Consider the following 16,204-nt stretch of genomic DNA (forward strand, 5'->3'; position numbering starts at 1 on the left):
TATTTTTTAATTCATTTGAAGTACAATATTTCCAAATTGTTCTCCATGTTCCATACGGCTTAGTGCTCGAATTGCTTCTTCTAACGAGTAAACTTTATCAATAATTGGTTTAATTTGATGTTTTTCTATAAACTTTATCATCTCATTAAATTCCTCACGGCTACCCATGGATGTTCCCATAATATCAATTTGATTGTAAAATAGCGCGCGTAATGGTAATTCAATTTTATCTCCTGAGCTTGCACCAAAATTCACGATTCTTCCGTTTGGTTTTAATACATCAAAATATTTCAAAAAAGTTGCTGGACCTATACTATCTATTATTAAATCTACTTTTTCACCTTGTAAGCTCTCTTCCCAATTTCCGGCACTATGAAAAGAAATATCTGCACCATATTTTGCAGCAAGTTCCATTTTATTCTCTACCCTTGAAGTAACACTCACTTTTGCGCCAATTGCTTTCGCGAATAACATGGCAAATGTAGCAACACCACCGCCTATTCCCGGAATTAAAACGTGTTCGCCGCGCTTCAATCTACCTTTAGTAAAAAGCGCTCTATATGCAGGTAATGCGGATAAAGATAAAACACCTGATTCTTCCCAAGTAAGATATGACGGCTTTTCTACAACATTTTCAACTGGTACAATTACATATTCAGCAAACGTTCCATCTTTCGGCCCACCTAGCACTTCCGGTAACTCCGGTACTTCAGTAGCATGTTCCCATCCAATACTAGGATTAATAATAACTTCTGTATGTAATATGTTATCAGAAACACCGTTTCCAATTTCCGTAACAATACCTGCACCATCTGATCCTATTACTAATGGTAGATCCATTTCTTTTCTATTATTTATAATAAATAAATCCCGATGATTTAAGCCTGCTGATTTTAATTTCACTTTAACTTCCCCATCATTAAGTGCTCTCTCAGGTGATATTTTATATTCTACACCGTCAAACCCAGTTTTATATTGATGTACGATAGCTTTCATTATTATTCCCCCTTAATAATTTTAATGTACTAGAAATTTCAAAATAAACAAAATGATTTGATCGTAAAAAAAGAAGGAATGCAAAACGCACCCCTTCTTTGAAGGCTTATTTTATTATACATGGTAATGTAATCGTAACGATTGTTTCTTCATTTTCTTTACTCTCTATTTTAATAGCTCCTTTATATTTTTCTACAAGTCGTTTTGCAATAGACAAACCTAGTCCGTTTCCACCTTGTTTTCGACTTCTCGCTTTGTCAACTCGGTAAAACCGATTAAGAACAAATGGTAAATCGGTTTCAGGTATTCCCGTTCCATGATCTATTACACGAATTGTAACTTTCCCTGATTGTAAACTGGATTCTATGCAAATATATTTATTAACCTCTTTTGTATACTTAACTGCATTATCCATTATGATAATAATAATTTGTTCTAAGTAAGATGATGGCATTGAAACATAAGCCTCGTCATCCCCGAATTTCATATCAAATTGAAAATCACTTTGAATTACTATAAAGTTTTGTGTAACATGTTTTAATACGCTATTTACATGGACTGGCTCAGCTGCTATTGGATACATTTGTTCAGATTCAGCTCTTGATAGTTCAAGCAATTCTGAAACTAATTTATTTAAACGATCTACTTCCTTTAAACTAGATTGAAGAGATTTATCTAATACTGCTGGATCATTTTTCCCCCATCGGTTTAACATCGCTAAGTGACCATGAATAATTGTTAACGGTGTTCTTAGTTCATGAGATGCGTCTTCGACAAACTGTTTCTGTTGTGCAAAAGAAGTTTCTACTTCATCCATCATCTCGTTAAAGAGAAATGATAATTTTGCAAGCTCATCATTATTTTCTCGTACTGGAACCCGTTCATTTAGTCCATTCTTTTTAATACGTTTCATCGTATCTGTTATATTTTGAACACTTGATAATAGTTTCTTCGTTATAAGAATCCCACCTAAAAAACTAAATATCAATCCAAATATTCCAGCAATAAGCATTACCACTAAAATAACTTTTAATAAATAATCAAATGTCTCTAGGTTTTTCGTAAGTTCAATAGTGCCAGTAAACTCTTTCGTTTTAATTGGTATGCGCTTAACTAATATTCGATCTTCTAAATGCCTTTTTATAAATGACTCATCTTTTATAACCTGTTTCGGCTTTATCCACGTTTCATTAAAATCTCGTGAAACAGTAATAATCGGCCCCCCATCCATGTCAATAATACGAATCATTTGATGCTTATCAATCATATTGTTTAGAAAATCTTTACTGTTTTCAAATGTTTTACTCGAAAGGGTATCATTTTTATCTTGGAAATATGCCGCTATTTCCGTCACTTGCCTATTTATTTGTTTCTGTTCATAATCTATAGTCCACTTATTGATTACAATAAACTGCAAAGCACTATATAAGATGAATAAAATAAATACTAGTGTAGTGGACCAAAGTGTTAGTTTCCACTTTATAGGTAGATTTCGAATTCGAAACATAATATTTTTTATCATTTCATTATATATCCCGCACCACGGACTGTTTGGATATACTCCTCCTTATCTACACTATGTAACTTGTTTCGCAAATAACGAACATATACATCAACGATATTTGTCTCAACAATTGCATCATATCCCCATACTTGGTCCAGTAAAACATCACGAGTAAGTACGCGATTAATATTTTTCATAAACATAAGCAATAACTCGAATTCTTTATTTGTAAGTTCAATTTCTTCATTTCCTTTCGTTATAGTTCGAGATTCAATCTGAAGCTGCAAATCTTTGAATGTAAGAAATGAAACCTGCTTGTTTTCAATATGTTCTTCTCTTCTAAATATCACTCTCATACGTGCTAACAGTTCTTCAATTGCAAATGGTTTCGGAAGATAATCATCCGCTCCACTATCTAAACCTGTCACACGGTCCATAATACTATCACGAGCAGTCAGCATAATAATAGGTGTATTTTTAGTCGCTCTTAGTCGACGACATACCTCTAGTCCATTTAATCCAGGCAGCATTAAATCAAGCAAAATGAGATCGTAATTCTTTTCAAGTGCTGCGCTTAACCCTTTTCTTCCATCTAGTTGTATATCTACTTTATACCCTTCATATTTTAGTTCTAATTCTAGAAAATCTGCTAAACTTTCCTCATCCTCAATAATTAAAATGTGTTGCAACGGTAGTTCCTCCTAGACAATTAAATGAATAAATAATCCTATTCCAAATATAATTACAATGATTTGATGCACTTTTCTATACATCATAAATTTTTCTTTCTTATTCATTTTCTGTAAATAAAACCCAACAACCCCTAGTGCGATTAAGGCTAATAGAGAAAATATACCACTGTATATGAGTAAAATATGACGACTCCCTTTTATAAAAAAGTAAACACCATGAGTAATTGCAACAGCTATTATAGCGTATCCAATTAATACATGAAACTTTTTTGCAAATAGATACACTTCTTTAACTTTTTTAAACCCTTGTATATTTTTCTTCTTTAAAAACACCCATATATGGCGTAAAAACCATAATGAAGCAGCGATAATAGCCCCATATTCACCAAAAGAGCCTAATTTTTTATTTAACCATTTTACATTCAGAACATTGCCGTACATAACATTAATAAATAGCATCTCTACACTACAAATAATAATAGTAATACCTATAATTTTAACACACACATGGAAATATTTATTTCTTAATATCTTCTCCATTTTATTTAATCTCCTTACTAATAAAGGCTTTGTAACAAGCAGTCTATCAAATAAAAAAGAAAATAAAATGAGAGAAAGATTAAAATAAAATGAGAATTTCAATATCACTGACAACTATTATTGATTTTTTTCAGCTAACTTTATTATGTTTTGAATAAACGGCGCTTTTGCCTTTGTATATGAAACACGATCAAAACATATGTAATAGCAAGCCTCTCTTTTAATTCTCTATATTCTTTACGTGCCCATTTATGGCTTATTAGAAAGTCGCGAAATAAAATATTGTTTCTCCACTCGTCACTATTATAAATATAAACATGCAAATGATGAGTACCTGCTCTCCATTTTCCCTTTCTAAAAAAACGCCAATTGGTTGCATCTTTTGGAACATACTCATATCCAATTTCCGATAGAACTTCAATCCAGTTTTCAGTAATTTGTAAGTCTGTTACGCCAATCATCATATCAATAAGAGGTTTAGCTCCTAATCCTTCTACTGCTGTGCTCCCTATATGTTCAACAGCGATTATTCCTTGTCCTAACAAGGAACAGAATTTCTCTTCTTCTTTTATATACTCTTCAACCCAGTCTTTTTGATACGGTTTAATAACAATTTGTTGGTCCATTGTACTCACCTCTCTATAAGTATTTATCAGTATATTTATAAAATTTTATGTTGTTAGCATAGGATTTCCATAAAATATGTCGAATAGTGGAATGTACAACTTAATTATATTAAATGTGAGGTAATCTATGAAAGATAATTCCGTCGAATTTCAGTTAAATAGTGTAATATTCCAATTAAAAGAACATCATAATTTTGATTGGCTTATTAAATTAGGTACCGTATTTGCAGTTTTTGACCAGCAAGATTCAGGTAATATAAGTTTTGGTGTAGAAAAAGATGGGCATAAGAAATTTATCAAATACGCAGGAGCACAAACAATTGCATATGAAGGAACAACGGGTGATGCTATTGAAAGGCTAAAAAATTCAGTTACTATTTATGAAGATTTAAAGCATGAATCGCTCATAAGATTAATTGATCATTTTCCAGTTCAATCTGGATATGTATTAATTTTCGATTGGTTTGATGGTGAATGTCTTCATTCGCATTGGCGCTTCCCACCTCCTGAGAAATATAAAAATCCAAACTCTCCATTTTATAAATTTAGACATTTACCTGTTATAGAACGAATTCATTCTTTACATTCCATTTTTTCTTTCCATACTTATGTAGAAAAGAAAAATTATGTAGCGATAGATTTTTATGACGGTAGTATTTTATATAATTTTAATACAAACGAAACAAAAATTTGTGATATAGATTTATACAGTAAGAAACCTTACATAAATAAAATGGGCCGGCTATGGGGTTCCTCCCGTTTTATGTCACCAGAGGAATTTGAACTAAACGCTATAATTGATGAAAGAACAAATGTATTTAATATGGGAGCAATGGCTTTCTCACTCTTAGGCGGTGAAAAAGATCGTTCTTTTATAAAATGGGAAGCAAGTAAGGAATTATATGAGGTAGCGTATCGTGCTGTAAATGACAATCGGGCAGAACGGTATGCATCAGTTACAGAATTCTACGAAGCGTGGTTAAAAGCGGCTGATGCAGAAAAGATATAACCCTAAATTATTAAAAGAAATATAGAGTTTATACTATTATCATGTATAGCAAGAATGATTTTATGAGCATTTCATATTATTGTGTTCTAATTGATTATGGCTATTATTAAGGAAGACATATCAGCGATAATTTATGTCTATTTTGTATGAGTGTTAGCAAGTTCGTTTGCAAACTTGCTAACACTTTTTTGTTTAAATATTTCACACCCAAAAGGTGCATACATATGATGATCAACATATAAACCGACTTTCTTAGCACCTAATTGACATAATTCATCGATAAAAGCCTGTGTACCTGCTCGCATATCATCCATTGTTTTCACTTCTACATCAGCCACCCAAACTGTTGCACTCTTGTCACCACAGTTTCAGAAATCACGGGCTTCTACGCGTGCATCATTTTCAGAAACGACAGAATGCATAGTTACCAAAAGAAATCACATGCTGCTTCATAGCTTGTACATAACCTTTATACGATACCTCTGCACCACTTGTATGTAAAACTGATATATCATTAATTAATAGATGATAATGCATTACACCTTTTATTTCTACATCTTTTTCACGCTCTTTTATGCTACCCGTAACACGTATAACGTGTTTTGTAGTTTCCATACTTCCATCACTTTTCTAATTAACGACCTGTCCACATATCTTGCACAATTCCATTTTTAAATAATTCATATGGGAAATAACAATATCCTTTATCTCCCCAGTCTTCTCCCCAGCTGTTGCGAATAATAACCGTTTGCTTATCATCGTCATATCCAACAGCACAAACAGCATGTCCCGCTGGTTGACCATCTTCAACAATTACATCATCTGTTCCTGATACTGGAACTATACCAGTCTTTTTCACTTCTTCTGACATAAAAGATTTTGGTACAGCAAATCCAAGTACAGCAACTAATCCATGAGCAAGTGCAGCCTTTAATCCCGATAAATCTTGAATACGATGGTAGGTTCCAATTTTATAAAGTGCAGCATCTGATTCAGCCTTTGGTGATGGCTTATCTCTAAAATTCTCGGTATAAGGAAAATCCTCTTCAGGGCATACTCCAATATTTTTAAGAACCCCCATACCATCACGAACATTCGCTCCACTATCTTCCTGAATATGTCCTTCTATTTCTCGTTCATGATAATATAAAAACAAACGAGATAAGCAAGTAAATGGACGACCTGATTGTAATAATAGATATTCTCGTAATCCTGAAACAATTGCATTTGCCGTACAAGAACCTATATTCCATTGATTTACTATACCTGACATTTTAGGACGAAGATCGACTTGCGTTGGCAAATCCGCCTCATTACTAAACAAGTAACTCCGAAACATTTTGTCTCTTAAATCAACAGGGTCTTTTCTTACATTAAGGTACTTTACAATATCTTTGTTACTGGTAAAACTGAAATTTGATTCATTTGAACTCATTGTAAAAATCCATCCTTTCTTAATATCTAGATAATTCATTTCTTCTCTATACTTAACTTAAAAATTAAAAATATACCTATTTAATTTTTATTTCATTTGCATTCAATACATCCGCATGTTTAATTATTTATCTTTTTACTTATCAATTTCTATTTTCAATTTATCTCACAACTACTTGAACTCTATATCTTTTTTTCTTTCTTGTTTGATTCAATTGCTTTTTCCACTCACGTAATTAGTCTTGTAGTGCCCTCATATTTTCCTATCTCCCCCTTCCAAAATAAAAAGGACACCAATTCATTAAAACAACTTGAATTGCTGCTTTAATGAATTGGTGTCCTCTAGTTTTCTAGCCGGACTATATTTATTTCATTATACTTGTCTGTATAAAAAGATTCCTCCAAGCTTTATCTATTCTGTCTTTCTCATATTTTTGTATAACCTTTGTCCGACGAGCAATTGCTTTTTTTAGTTTCTTTTTCTTTAAATTATCCAATCCTCTCACTCCTTCTTATAAAACAGTTTTTTCCATTTTAGGCGTTTTTATTAATTTAATACCTTCTTACATTCAAAAAGCGGCTCAAATGTGAATTGTACCTATATAATTTCAAAAGGATTATTTTATTAGATTTTCAATCAAACTTCATTTCAAAATTCTCAGTTTCAGATGAACCACTAGACGCATACACCATATACTAATTTAAATGCTTCCTAGGAAAGAAGGTGAAAGCTATGCCATCTATTGTCGGAAATATGGTTGTGCAAAATAGTAACGGCTCTTTCAACTTAGGTGATTTTTATAACGTTTCTCCAAAAGAAAATACAAAAGCTTATAATGGTTCAGGTTCATCTAACGTTGCTTTTGTTCTCAATACATTTAACGGTGTTAGTGCAACAAACACATTTGATTCTGATGTTGCAGACCAAAACCAAGTTGGAACAGTCTAAATTTATTCATTTCCCTCTAACTCCTGAATAAAACCCAATATTCCGTTAATAATGTATATACAGTTTCTGATTTCCCTTCATACCCGAAGGCTGAGTAGCTAGTTTTTACTAGCTGCTCTTTTTATGTTTCACACGAATAAAATTCTATATTTCACCGATACTATAAATGGGCTGATACAGCTTGAATTCACATTGACATCTGTAATGTTCTTTTTCCTTTCTCTGAGGACTGAGCGGTTAACCTTCGTTAACTGCTCTTTTGTATTGAGTTGATAATAAATTTTAGGTCGTATTTCTCTTCTATACCATATACTTTTTAAGTATCCAACTCCAAGTGTTACCTCCTATCTGAAAGGGCACTGATGCAGGGTGCTCTTTTTTTAGTTTCTTTATTTCTACAAAATGAAATTTTTATAACATTTTTCAGTTCAAATATCCTTTCCATCAATGTACGAACAATATTACTTCTTCTTTAAGCATCTTTATGAACAAAATTTATAACCTTTACTCCACTTGGATTTATATTAAAAGTAATAGTTTCTATGCCATTCGGAGGGTTATGAGCTCCTATATAAGTTTTATATTGAACTGTAACAATAAAATTAAAGTTTTCTTCTGGGAAACGTTCAATTTTTATAATTTTTGTGTCCGTCAAACTATACTGATGATCTGGTCCAAGCTTCCTTCTGATAACTTGACTTGCATATGGTGCTAATAAAGTATTATAAGAATCATAAAACTCTTGATTATCAATATTAAACGCTTTGGTATCTAACGGATTTAAAAATAAAACTACCATAGTAATTCCCAAAAACAAACTAACCACTTTTCTTTTCAACATATACTCATCCTTAATTCATTTAGATATCCGTTAAGCTCCCCAGCATAAGAGATGACTATTCTTCATCCTTATCTAACTTCTTTTTATTCAAATAACGTTTTTGTTAAAATTTTACTTAAACCTTATTCATTCATGGTATAATCTGGATTATTTATTTTTCCAAGAAAGGCTAAAGTAATGAGAAAATAATTCGGTTTCATTTCAAATTTGTTAACTATTATCGTATTTTTTACCTTTTATAGTGATAGTAATTTAATTTATTTAATATTTGTATCACTGGTTTTAATTATTTTCGCTCCAAAAGGTACATCAAAAAAAGTCGTTATAACTAGTATAATAATTTCGTGTATTTTTTACCCTCTCATATTCGGCCTGCTTTTTATAATTGGTTGAGGATTAGCAGAATCAAAACTAAACTAATCCCTTTTTCTCAAATAACGATTTTGTTAAGTTATACCCCATCCATTTTTCACACGTCTTTCCGCTAAACACATTTGTCTAGAAAACCCTATATTATTAAAAATGGTTATCGACTCTCAACTTGAAATTTTTCACTTTTGATAATGCAACCACCTATAATGGAAATATACTTTTTTTCAAAGGAGGTATCTAATGTATATATCAAATAAAATTGGCTTATTTAGCTGGATTGCAACTTGTCTATACTTTTTAATTGAACCTTTCTTTATTTTCACTTCTACAGCACCTTATAACTATTTGCATCATGCAATGAGTGATCTAGGTGTAACAACCTGTGGAGAATTCACCTACGAAATAGCTCCTTATGAAATATGCTCCCCTAATCACTTTTGGATGAATTTACTCTTTATTCTTAATGGAATAACATTTTGTATTGGAGTACTATATATTTCACAACATCTAGAAAAAACAAAAATTAATAAAATAGCAACATTTTTTATAATTATAATAGGAGTTTCCACTATAGTCTCAGGATTAATTCCTGCAGATGTAAACCTAATTGGACATTCTATTCTAGTTTGGATAGGTATGCTTACTGTATTTCCAGGACTATTTATTTTTGCAAAGAATCTTAAAAAAACTAGAAAATGGACATATTTCTGCTTACTAAACTTAATAGTAATAACAATCATTATCTCACTTGTTTTTCTTTTCCCCTTACCTGCAGGTCTACTACAAAGACTTTTTTACTTGGTTCTTTTCGTTTGGGGAACTGTATCAACCTACAAATTAATAAAATAAAGATTTCATTAAAACTTTTCACCTTTTAACTGGACAAGCATATAGTATTGTATGGAGATATCCACTCATAGAAATCTACCTTTCTTGTCCAAGAGCATGCTTATATGCGTGCTCTTTTTGATTGCATTTAAAGATTTCACATTCATTAGAAATGTACATACAATAATCATGATCATCTCATTATTAATCTTTTGGTATCCTTATCGATACACATCTTGGTCATGGAGCATCTTAAAAAGCGCTCTTTATATTTGTTAATAAATAACCATTTTGTTCAAACATACACACGGTATATATTAGTTAAGCATATATTTACATAGACAAGACATAACTTTTTTAAACATGCACAATTTTTGTGCATGTTTTTTTATTTAACAAAATAACTATTTTATTATGTTTCCTAACTTACAGTAATGTCCTTAAAAAACATTCATATATATTTATCAGATGCACTTTTAAATTCCAGAGTATCAAATACTTTTAAAAGTTAACTGACCAACAATATTCGACTTATCTTTAAAAACTTATTAAAAATCACTTAGATACAAAAAAGCTACGTTTTATATAGGATAAAAAATTATCTTACGCAAAGGAGCTTGATTATTTGTGAATTACCAAAATGATAATAACTCTAACATTCACAAACCTTGCACTTGTCCATCCCCCACGGCTAACAGTTTAAATGTTGTTCAAACTACCCCATCAATAGTCTCGGTAAATTCTGCGATTCCACTAGATACCGTGGTAAATTCTAATGGTACGGCAATCTCATTCACACCACCAACAACTGTTTTACTTGAAGGTGGAAGAACCTATTTGGCAATCTATGAAGTGCAAGTTATCATTCAACCAGGAGGTAATTCGGCAGGTATCACTATGTATCTTAATAATAATCCAATCATTGGCTCTGGTACTTCTCTGGGATATACTGCAGGATTCACTTCTGTATCAGCACCCGCTATTTTCACTACACCTTTAGGTATAACAAGTACTCTTACTGTTAATGTAGGACCATATTCTAATACATTAAATACATTGGGCTTAACTCTTGCTGTTGTAGCATTAACATAATAAAATGTAAAACTCTCTAAAATGATTTTATTTATCCCTTAACTGTCTATTGGGCTAGCCTCTAAGAACTCCACATAACTACATATAGAAAAAGAACATTATTTGGTTCCATAGTACTAGGTGACTCGGCTAGCACAATTGCTGAGTCACCTATTTATCTCTAATAAAATAAAGCTTTTGTTTAATTTATTACTTGTTCTTTTTTATGCATTAGTCTATTACAATCCATTTTCATGTTATAATTACCAACAGTACATATTTTAATAGGCACAACAAATTCCTATTATTTCTAAATGGATTAACAAATAAAAATACGTGTAGAAGAATTCAGAGTTTTACTGAATTTTTTATGGATCTTTCAAAATCTTTTAAATCTTCCTTCATTCCTTCTTTTTAATAAACTTCAAATTTTATTACAATAACGCTTTTTTAAAATACAATCGCTTGCCTATAAACTTTGTAACCTTCATTTTCTTTCCTATGATTACAACATCCTCCTAACAACCAAGTATTGATTATATATCCCATATGAACACCTCTATTTTATTGGCATATACTTTGAAGGAAAAAACATTTCACATTAAACATATACCTACAAACTCAGTTGCTAATAATTTACCAAAAATTACTTAATATTCAATTTTTAAAAGGAGGTATTTATGAGATATAATCGAAAATCAAATTTCCAAAATTCGTGTGATAAATTTCAGCAACCCTGCTTTATTTCTATATCCGCTTGTGATCAAAGTAATTGCTGTACACCTGTTTTTTTCTCGAATTCTCAACAACAAGAATTATTACAAATAATAAATCAATTAAATCAAGCCATCCTTTCTTTTTTCACAACACCAAATCCAACAACTATACAAATACTCCAATCAGCATTACAGGCATTAAATGATTTATTAATAACAGTACAACCAAATACACCAAATAGAAATTTAGTTATAAGAACTATAAATCAATTAATTAATTCCTTACCTACTGCATCCCTCACTCAAATCTCAGCATTATTCCAATTTCTATTCCAAAGCTTGTCTTCACTTATAAGTTGTTCAAATATATCGGACCCCTTATTACAGCAAACATTCAATTTAATTCTACAAGGAATCTTAAATAGTTCGCTATTAAGTAACATCGGAACACCGGGGCCGACTGGAGCCACTGGACCTAGAGGATTTCCTGGACCTAGAGGCGCTCAGGGTTCTCAAGGTGTGCAAGGAATTCAGGGGCCGGAAGGACCAGAAGGACCTCAAGGACCTCAAGGTGTACCAGGGATTCAGGGACCAGAAGGGCCTCAAGGGCCTCAAGGACCTCAAGGTGTAGAAGGAATTCAGGGGCCGGAAGGACCAGAAGGACCTCAAGGACCTCAAGGCGTACAAGGAATTCAAGGACCACCAGGACCACCGGGGCCGACTGGTTCAGGGACCGGAATGGGAATTCCTGGACCACCGGGACCTACTGGGCCTCAGGGTATCCAAGGGATTCAAGGACCGGAAGGACCGGAAGGGCCCACTGGCCCTCAGGGTGTACAAGGAATTCAAGGGCCGGAAGGACCAGAAGGAGCCACTGGACTTCAGGGTGTGCCAGGAATTCAAGGGCCGGAAGGACCACCGGGACCTACTGGACCTCAAGGTGTGCAAGGGATTCAAGGACCGGAAGGACCACCAGGACCTACTGGAGATTGTGATTGTCCACCGGGACCTACTGGACCGACCGGACCGACCGGGCCAACCGGACCTGCATGTAATTTCCTAGTATATGCTACAAATGCAGGACTCATAGATGACCCTACAAATGATACAGTATCTGTAATTAACACCGGAACAAATATAGTAGTTGATACAATTACTGTAGGTAATGCACCACTTGAAGTAACAGTTTCACCAAATGGAGCTCGTGCTTATGTTACTAATATTTTTTCTAATACCGTTTTCGTTATTGATACTGCTACGAATACTGTTATCGCTACCATTCCTGTTGGAACTAATCCAATAGGTGTAGCTGTTTCTCCAAATAACACAACTGTTTATGTTGGAAATCATGGTAATAATACGGTTTCTGTCATTAATGCGGCAACAAACACAGTTATTAATACTATTCCTGTTGGCATCGCTCCACAAGGGATTACTGTTTCCCCAAATGGTGCCTTTGCATATGTTGCAAACGAATTAAGCAACACAATTTCTGTCATTAATACTGCTACCAACACAGTTATTGCTACCATCCCTGTTGGCATTCGTCCTAGAATAATCGTGTTTACACTAGATGGTACTCGTGCGTATGTCACGAATCAAAACAGCAATACAGTTTCTGTTATTAACACCGCTACCAATGCAGTTATTAATACAATTAACGTAGGTACCGAACCTGTTGGTATAGATATTACACCGGGTGGAAACCTTATTTACGTTGTAAATAAGGTTAGCAATAATGTATCGGTAATAAATGTTGCGACAAATACTGTGATTGATACAATTTCTGTTGGTTTATCCCCTGATCAAGTAACCATCATACCTGATGGCACTCGAGCATATGTTACAAATCAAGCTAGTAATACTGTTTCCGTTATTGATATTGCTACGAATACTGTTATCACTAATGTCCCAGTAGGTGTCGCTCCAACCGGAATAGCTACTGGAACTATTTGTGAATAAAATAAAGAAGTGAAAGCCACAGATAGTTTTTATTAACATTGATAGTATGTGATATTCTTTCTTTAACTACGTTCAAACAACCAGGATAAACCTTTATATTCTGTTAATATTCTTTTCTGTTTTGTCTTACAGAACCTGCAGAGCAGCTAGCTGTTGTTAGCTGCTCTCTTTCTATAAAACCCAAATCACATACCAATTAATTTACTAACATTGAATTTTTCAGAATTTAATAATAATATTTACCTATAAAACCATTACCCTTATACAAAGAGCTATGAGCCTTTCCACTCATGACTCTTTTTTTACGATTTTCACTTCACATCTACGCGATTTTGACTAGCTTCTCGACTAAATCCGTCTGGGTATCTTTCTAAAAATAATCATTTTATCTTTTCAGTAAACTTAGTATCTACACAATCAACCTTACCCTTTATCTAAACCGCAACTTGCTCACCAAATCCGCTCATTGGTGGATTGACTACTGTTACATTTTCGTCCTAAACTATTAAAAGTTTGTTGCTACTAACATCAATTTCTACTTTGTTCATATGTCCATCTACCTTTTACTACCACATGTACTCAACAACATCAGTTTTAAAAGCCACTTCCCAAATAAACTCTTACTGGAATTACTACACGACCTAGCTCGTCCACTTTTCTTGAAACACCTGTTTTTTCATACCTTACTTTCCTTTAGTATTTTTATATTTATTTAGAATCTCATGTAAACGTTTCTTATTACCAATCAGTTCTGCTTATCAAGATTTAGATTTAATTAATTGTAATAAATCAGGTGGGGGGTTATGCAGAAATGCTTTCAGGGAAAAGTTTTATAAGGAAATAAAAAATGCAGCAGTGAAAAAAATTAAAATTCGTAATTTAAGACATCCACACGCAACTATACTATTGAAACAAGGAGTTAATCCTAAAATTATCAGTGAGAGATTAGGTCATACAGACATTTCATTAACTCTTAGGATTTATTCTCATGTTTTACCGAACATGCAGGAAGAAGGAGTAAAAAATTTTAGTAAAAGTATCTTTGGATAGCTAACGTTTGAAAAATGTTTGCATTTTATAACAAAAAGCCAAACTAATCTTGTATTAACAAGGTTTATTCACTTTAACATATGTTATTATGTATAATACATATGTTAAGTAAATTCAGAATAACGAGGCAAATATTATGGACTTTGTTTATATTAATCAAAACGTATTAAATAATCTTCTATACATTTTATGTAGTATATTTGTTTTTTATTTCATATATGATAGCCGGCACTATTTAAAGAAATATAAAATACTACTGATTACCCTTTGTTCTAGTATCCCGCTTATTTTATGTATGCGATACCCTATCTATATGGATGAAAGTTGTATTCATGATTTAAGACAAATTCCGGTCATAATAGGTACGCTTTATGGTGGATTCCCTGTCGGTATCATATTGTTTACAATTTTATTAATTACGAGATTTTTATTTTATGGCTTTAACATGCTGACAGTTGTTGTTTACGGAATAATGTTCATCGTTACAGCACTCGCATCTTCAAAATTTAATACATATAATAGAAAACTTAAAGTAGCTTTTTCCATGTTTTTAACCTTTTTCCTAGCAATATTTACAACTTTAATTGTATTAACCTTATCAGATTTTGAAGTGAATAATTTGTATATTATTTATTTCATGGTATTACCGACTACTTTAATGTTATTTATTGTTTATATAAATGAAGTTATTAAAGATGCTGTATTAATGCGCTCAAAATTAATTAAAATGGAAAAAATGGAGATTGTTAGCCAACTCGCTGCAAGTATATCGCACGAAGTAAGGAATCCCTTAACGGTTGTAAAAGGATTTACACAGCTTTTAAAAACACCGAATTTAACTCCTGAGTCAAGAGACGAATATATTAAACATATACTTGAAGAGTTAAATCGTGCCCAAGAAATTATCGATGATTATTTAACGTTTGCCAAACCTGCTCCAGAAAAATTAGATCAAATTTCAATAAAACAAGAGTTAAATCGGGTTATTAATATGATATTGCCATTGTGTAATATGAATACGATACATATTACACAGGATTTTTCTGAGGCAACCATTGTTGGTAATAAACAGCACTTTCAACAATGTTTTTTAAACTTAATAAAGAACAGTATTGAAGCGATGCCTAATGGTGGTACCTTAAATATTTCCTCATCTATCAATAATAGTAAAGTTGAAATACGAATTGAAGATAGCGGAGTTGGAATGTCACAGGAGCAAATACATCGATTCGGTGAACCGTATTTTAGTACAAAAACAAAAGGAACCGGTTTAGGTACAATGGTTGCTGTTAAGATTATTGAGACGATGCATGGAAGTTTAAAAATCCGAAGTATCGTTAGTAAAGGAACGACTTTAACGATTACGTTCCCGAAATATAGTAAGAATACGCATTAAAACAAATAAAAAAGGAGCATAGTCGCTCCTTTTTTATTTGTTTCGATACATAAGTATCTTCAATGTTTTTTTAGTTTACATTTGTGAAGACTAATTAAAAATTAGTATCCTCCGCCCCAGCAGCTGCATCCTACAATTATTAATAGAATGAATAACACAACTAATAAAGCGAAACCTCCACCAAAACCACAAGAACCACCGTAACTCATATTTTCTCC

At 32.6% G+C, this 16,204-nt stretch carries 14 protein-coding genes and 4 pseudogenes; 7 read left to right on the plus strand and 11 right to left on the minus strand.

All coding sequences use genetic code 11. From position 1 onward, the window contains the following. Positions 1–6: 6 nt before the first annotated feature. The 5 genes and pseudogenes from AU379_RS10690 to AU379_RS10710 form a co-directional block, all read right to left on the minus strand. Positions 7–996: a zinc-binding dehydrogenase gene (locus AU379_RS10690; protein ID WP_061139224.1), complete on the minus strand. Its 990-nt coding sequence runs from the start codon at positions 994–996 to the stop codon at positions 7–9. A 106-nt stretch (positions 997–1,102) separates the two neighbouring features. Beyond that, positions 1,103–2,518 (minus strand): HAMP domain-containing histidine kinase, encoded by a 1,416-nt coding sequence (locus AU379_RS10695; RefSeq protein ID WP_000594473.1) that lies wholly within the window; start codon positions 2,516–2,518, stop codon positions 1,103–1,105. Continuing rightward, positions 2,515–3,189, minus strand: coding sequence for a response regulator transcription factor (locus AU379_RS10700; RefSeq protein ID WP_001163828.1), 675 nt, complete (start codon positions 3,187–3,189; stop codon positions 2,515–2,517). The genes AU379_RS10695 and AU379_RS10700 overlap by 4 nt, the downstream gene beginning before the upstream one ends. Positions 3,190–3,201: 12 nt before the next feature. Continuing rightward, positions 3,202–3,732 carry a hypothetical protein gene (locus AU379_RS10705; RefSeq protein WP_061139225.1) on the minus strand — a complete coding sequence of 177 codons (531 nt, stop codon included), beginning with the start codon at positions 3,730–3,732 and terminating at the stop codon, positions 3,202–3,204. 117 nt (positions 3,733–3,849) lie between these two features. Then, a pseudogene (locus AU379_RS10710) lies at positions 3,850–4,358 on the minus strand (GrpB family protein). Positions 4,359–4,485: 127 nt separating this feature from the next. Here AU379_RS10710 and AU379_RS10715 point away from each other — a divergent pair. Continuing rightward, positions 4,486–5,367, plus strand: coding sequence for a serine/threonine protein kinase (locus AU379_RS10715; RefSeq protein WP_061139226.1), 882 nt, complete (start codon positions 4,486–4,488; stop codon positions 5,365–5,367). 206 nt (positions 5,368–5,573) lie between these two features. Here the strand turns inward: AU379_RS10715 and AU379_RS30905 are convergent. The 3 genes and pseudogenes from AU379_RS30905 to AU379_RS30250 all read right to left on the minus strand — a co-directional run. Next, positions 5,574–5,841, minus strand: a pseudogene (locus AU379_RS30905) (N-acetylmuramoyl-L-alanine amidase); the annotation flags it as partial. Between the two features lie 160 nt (positions 5,842–6,001). After that, positions 6,002–6,802 carry a C1 family peptidase gene (locus AU379_RS10730; RefSeq protein ID WP_000097509.1) on the minus strand — a complete coding sequence of 267 codons (801 nt, stop codon included), beginning with the start codon at positions 6,800–6,802 and terminating at the stop codon, positions 6,002–6,004. Positions 6,803–7,166: 364 nt separating this feature from the next. After that, complete coding sequence (locus tag AU379_RS30250) at positions 7,167–7,298, minus strand: DUF3983 domain-containing protein (RefSeq protein WP_000369348.1); 132 nt, start codon at positions 7,296–7,298, stop codon at positions 7,167–7,169. Positions 7,299–7,534: 236 nt separating this feature from the next. Here AU379_RS30250 and AU379_RS10735 point away from each other — a divergent pair, with 236 nt between their 5' ends. Next, on the plus strand, positions 7,535–7,750 hold the full coding sequence (locus tag AU379_RS10735) for a spore germination protein (protein ID WP_001139345.1): 216 nt from the start codon (positions 7,535–7,537) through the stop codon (positions 7,748–7,750). Positions 7,751–8,222: 472 nt separating this feature from the next. Here the strand turns inward: AU379_RS10735 and AU379_RS10740 are convergent, their stop codons facing one another. Beyond that, positions 8,223–8,591 (minus strand): DUF3888 domain-containing protein, encoded by a 369-nt coding sequence (locus AU379_RS10740; protein WP_000919725.1) that lies wholly within the window; start codon positions 8,589–8,591, stop codon positions 8,223–8,225. 612 nt (positions 8,592–9,203) lie between these two features. Here AU379_RS10740 and AU379_RS10745 point away from each other — a divergent pair. From AU379_RS10745 to AU379_RS10755, 3 genes are all read left to right on the plus strand, one after another. Beyond that, positions 9,204–9,812, plus strand: coding sequence for a DUF998 domain-containing protein (locus AU379_RS10745; protein WP_061139227.1), 609 nt, complete (start codon positions 9,204–9,206; stop codon positions 9,810–9,812). A gap of 606 nt (positions 9,813–10,418) precedes the next feature. After that, positions 10,419–10,883, plus strand: coding sequence for a hypothetical protein (locus tag AU379_RS10750; protein ID WP_001109248.1), 465 nt, complete (start codon positions 10,419–10,421; stop codon positions 10,881–10,883). Between the two features lie 659 nt (positions 10,884–11,542). Beyond that, positions 11,543–13,540 carry a collagen-like repeat preface domain-containing protein gene (locus AU379_RS10755; RefSeq protein ID WP_061139228.1) on the plus strand — a complete coding sequence of 666 codons (1,998 nt, stop codon included), beginning with the start codon at positions 11,543–11,545 and terminating at the stop codon, positions 13,538–13,540. Positions 13,541–13,974: 434 nt separating this feature from the next. Here the strand turns inward: AU379_RS10755 and AU379_RS30255 are convergent. Then, positions 13,975–14,088: pseudogene (locus AU379_RS30255) on the minus strand (DUF3954 domain-containing protein). Positions 14,089–14,290: 202 nt separating this feature from the next. On the opposite strand from AU379_RS30255, the pseudogene AU379_RS28905 reads away from it, so the two are divergent. Both AU379_RS28905 and AU379_RS10760 read left to right on the plus strand, forming a co-directional pair. Then, a pseudogene (locus AU379_RS28905) lies at positions 14,291–14,590 on the plus strand (tyrosine-type recombinase/integrase); the annotation flags it as partial. Between the two features lie 136 nt (positions 14,591–14,726). Next, positions 14,727–15,986 carry a HAMP domain-containing sensor histidine kinase gene (locus tag AU379_RS10760; protein ID WP_001987738.1) on the plus strand — a complete coding sequence of 420 codons (1,260 nt, stop codon included), beginning with the start codon at positions 14,727–14,729 and terminating at the stop codon, positions 15,984–15,986. Between the two features lie 101 nt (positions 15,987–16,087). On the opposite strand, the gene AU379_RS28910 is transcribed toward AU379_RS10760, so the two are convergent. Next, positions 16,088–16,195, minus strand: a complete 108-nt coding sequence (locus tag AU379_RS28910) for a YjcZ family sporulation protein (RefSeq protein WP_000120182.1) — start codon at positions 16,193–16,195, stop codon at positions 16,088–16,090. Positions 16,196–16,204: the final 9 nt, after the last annotated feature.

The organism is Bacillus sp. JH7 (assembly GCF_001563515.1).
Taxonomy (GTDB): Bacteria; Bacillota; Bacilli; order Bacillales; family Bacillaceae_G; genus Bacillus_A; species Bacillus_A cereus.

Excerpts from the sequence above, each read along its gene's own strand:
- AU379_RS28910 (WP_000120182.1), bottom strand. The coding sequence starts at position 16,195 with ATGAGTTACGGTGGTTCTTGTGGTTTTGGTGGAGGTTTCGCTTTATTA.
- AU379_RS10730 (WP_000097509.1), bottom strand. The coding sequence starts at position 6,802 with ATGAGTTCAAATGAATCAAATTTCAGTTTTACCAGTAACAAAGATATT.
- AU379_RS10740 (WP_000919725.1), bottom strand. The coding sequence starts at position 8,591 with ATGTTGAAAAGAAAAGTGGTTAGTTTGTTTTTGGGAATTACTATGGTA.
- AU379_RS10745 (WP_061139227.1), top strand. The coding sequence starts at position 9,204 with ATGTATATATCAAATAAAATTGGCTTATTTAGCTGGATTGCAACTTGT.
- AU379_RS10705 (WP_061139225.1), bottom strand. The coding sequence starts at position 3,732 with ATGGAGAAGATATTAAGAAATAAATATTTCCATGTGTGTGTTAAAATT.
- AU379_RS10735 (WP_001139345.1), top strand. The coding sequence starts at position 7,535 with ATGCCATCTATTGTCGGAAATATGGTTGTGCAAAATAGTAACGGCTCT.
- AU379_RS10690 (WP_061139224.1), bottom strand. The coding sequence starts at position 996 with ATGAAAGCTATCGTACATCAATATAAAACTGGGTTTGACGGTGTAGAA.
- AU379_RS10760 (WP_001987738.1), top strand. The coding sequence starts at position 14,727 with ATGGACTTTGTTTATATTAATCAAAACGTATTAAATAATCTTCTATAC.
- AU379_RS10755 (WP_061139228.1), top strand. The coding sequence starts at position 11,543 with ATGAGATATAATCGAAAATCAAATTTCCAAAATTCGTGTGATAAATTT.
- AU379_RS10695 (WP_000594473.1), bottom strand. The coding sequence starts at position 2,518 with ATGATAAAAAATATTATGTTTCGAATTCGAAATCTACCTATAAAGTGG.
- AU379_RS10715 (WP_061139226.1), top strand. The coding sequence starts at position 4,486 with ATGAAAGATAATTCCGTCGAATTTCAGTTAAATAGTGTAATATTCCAA.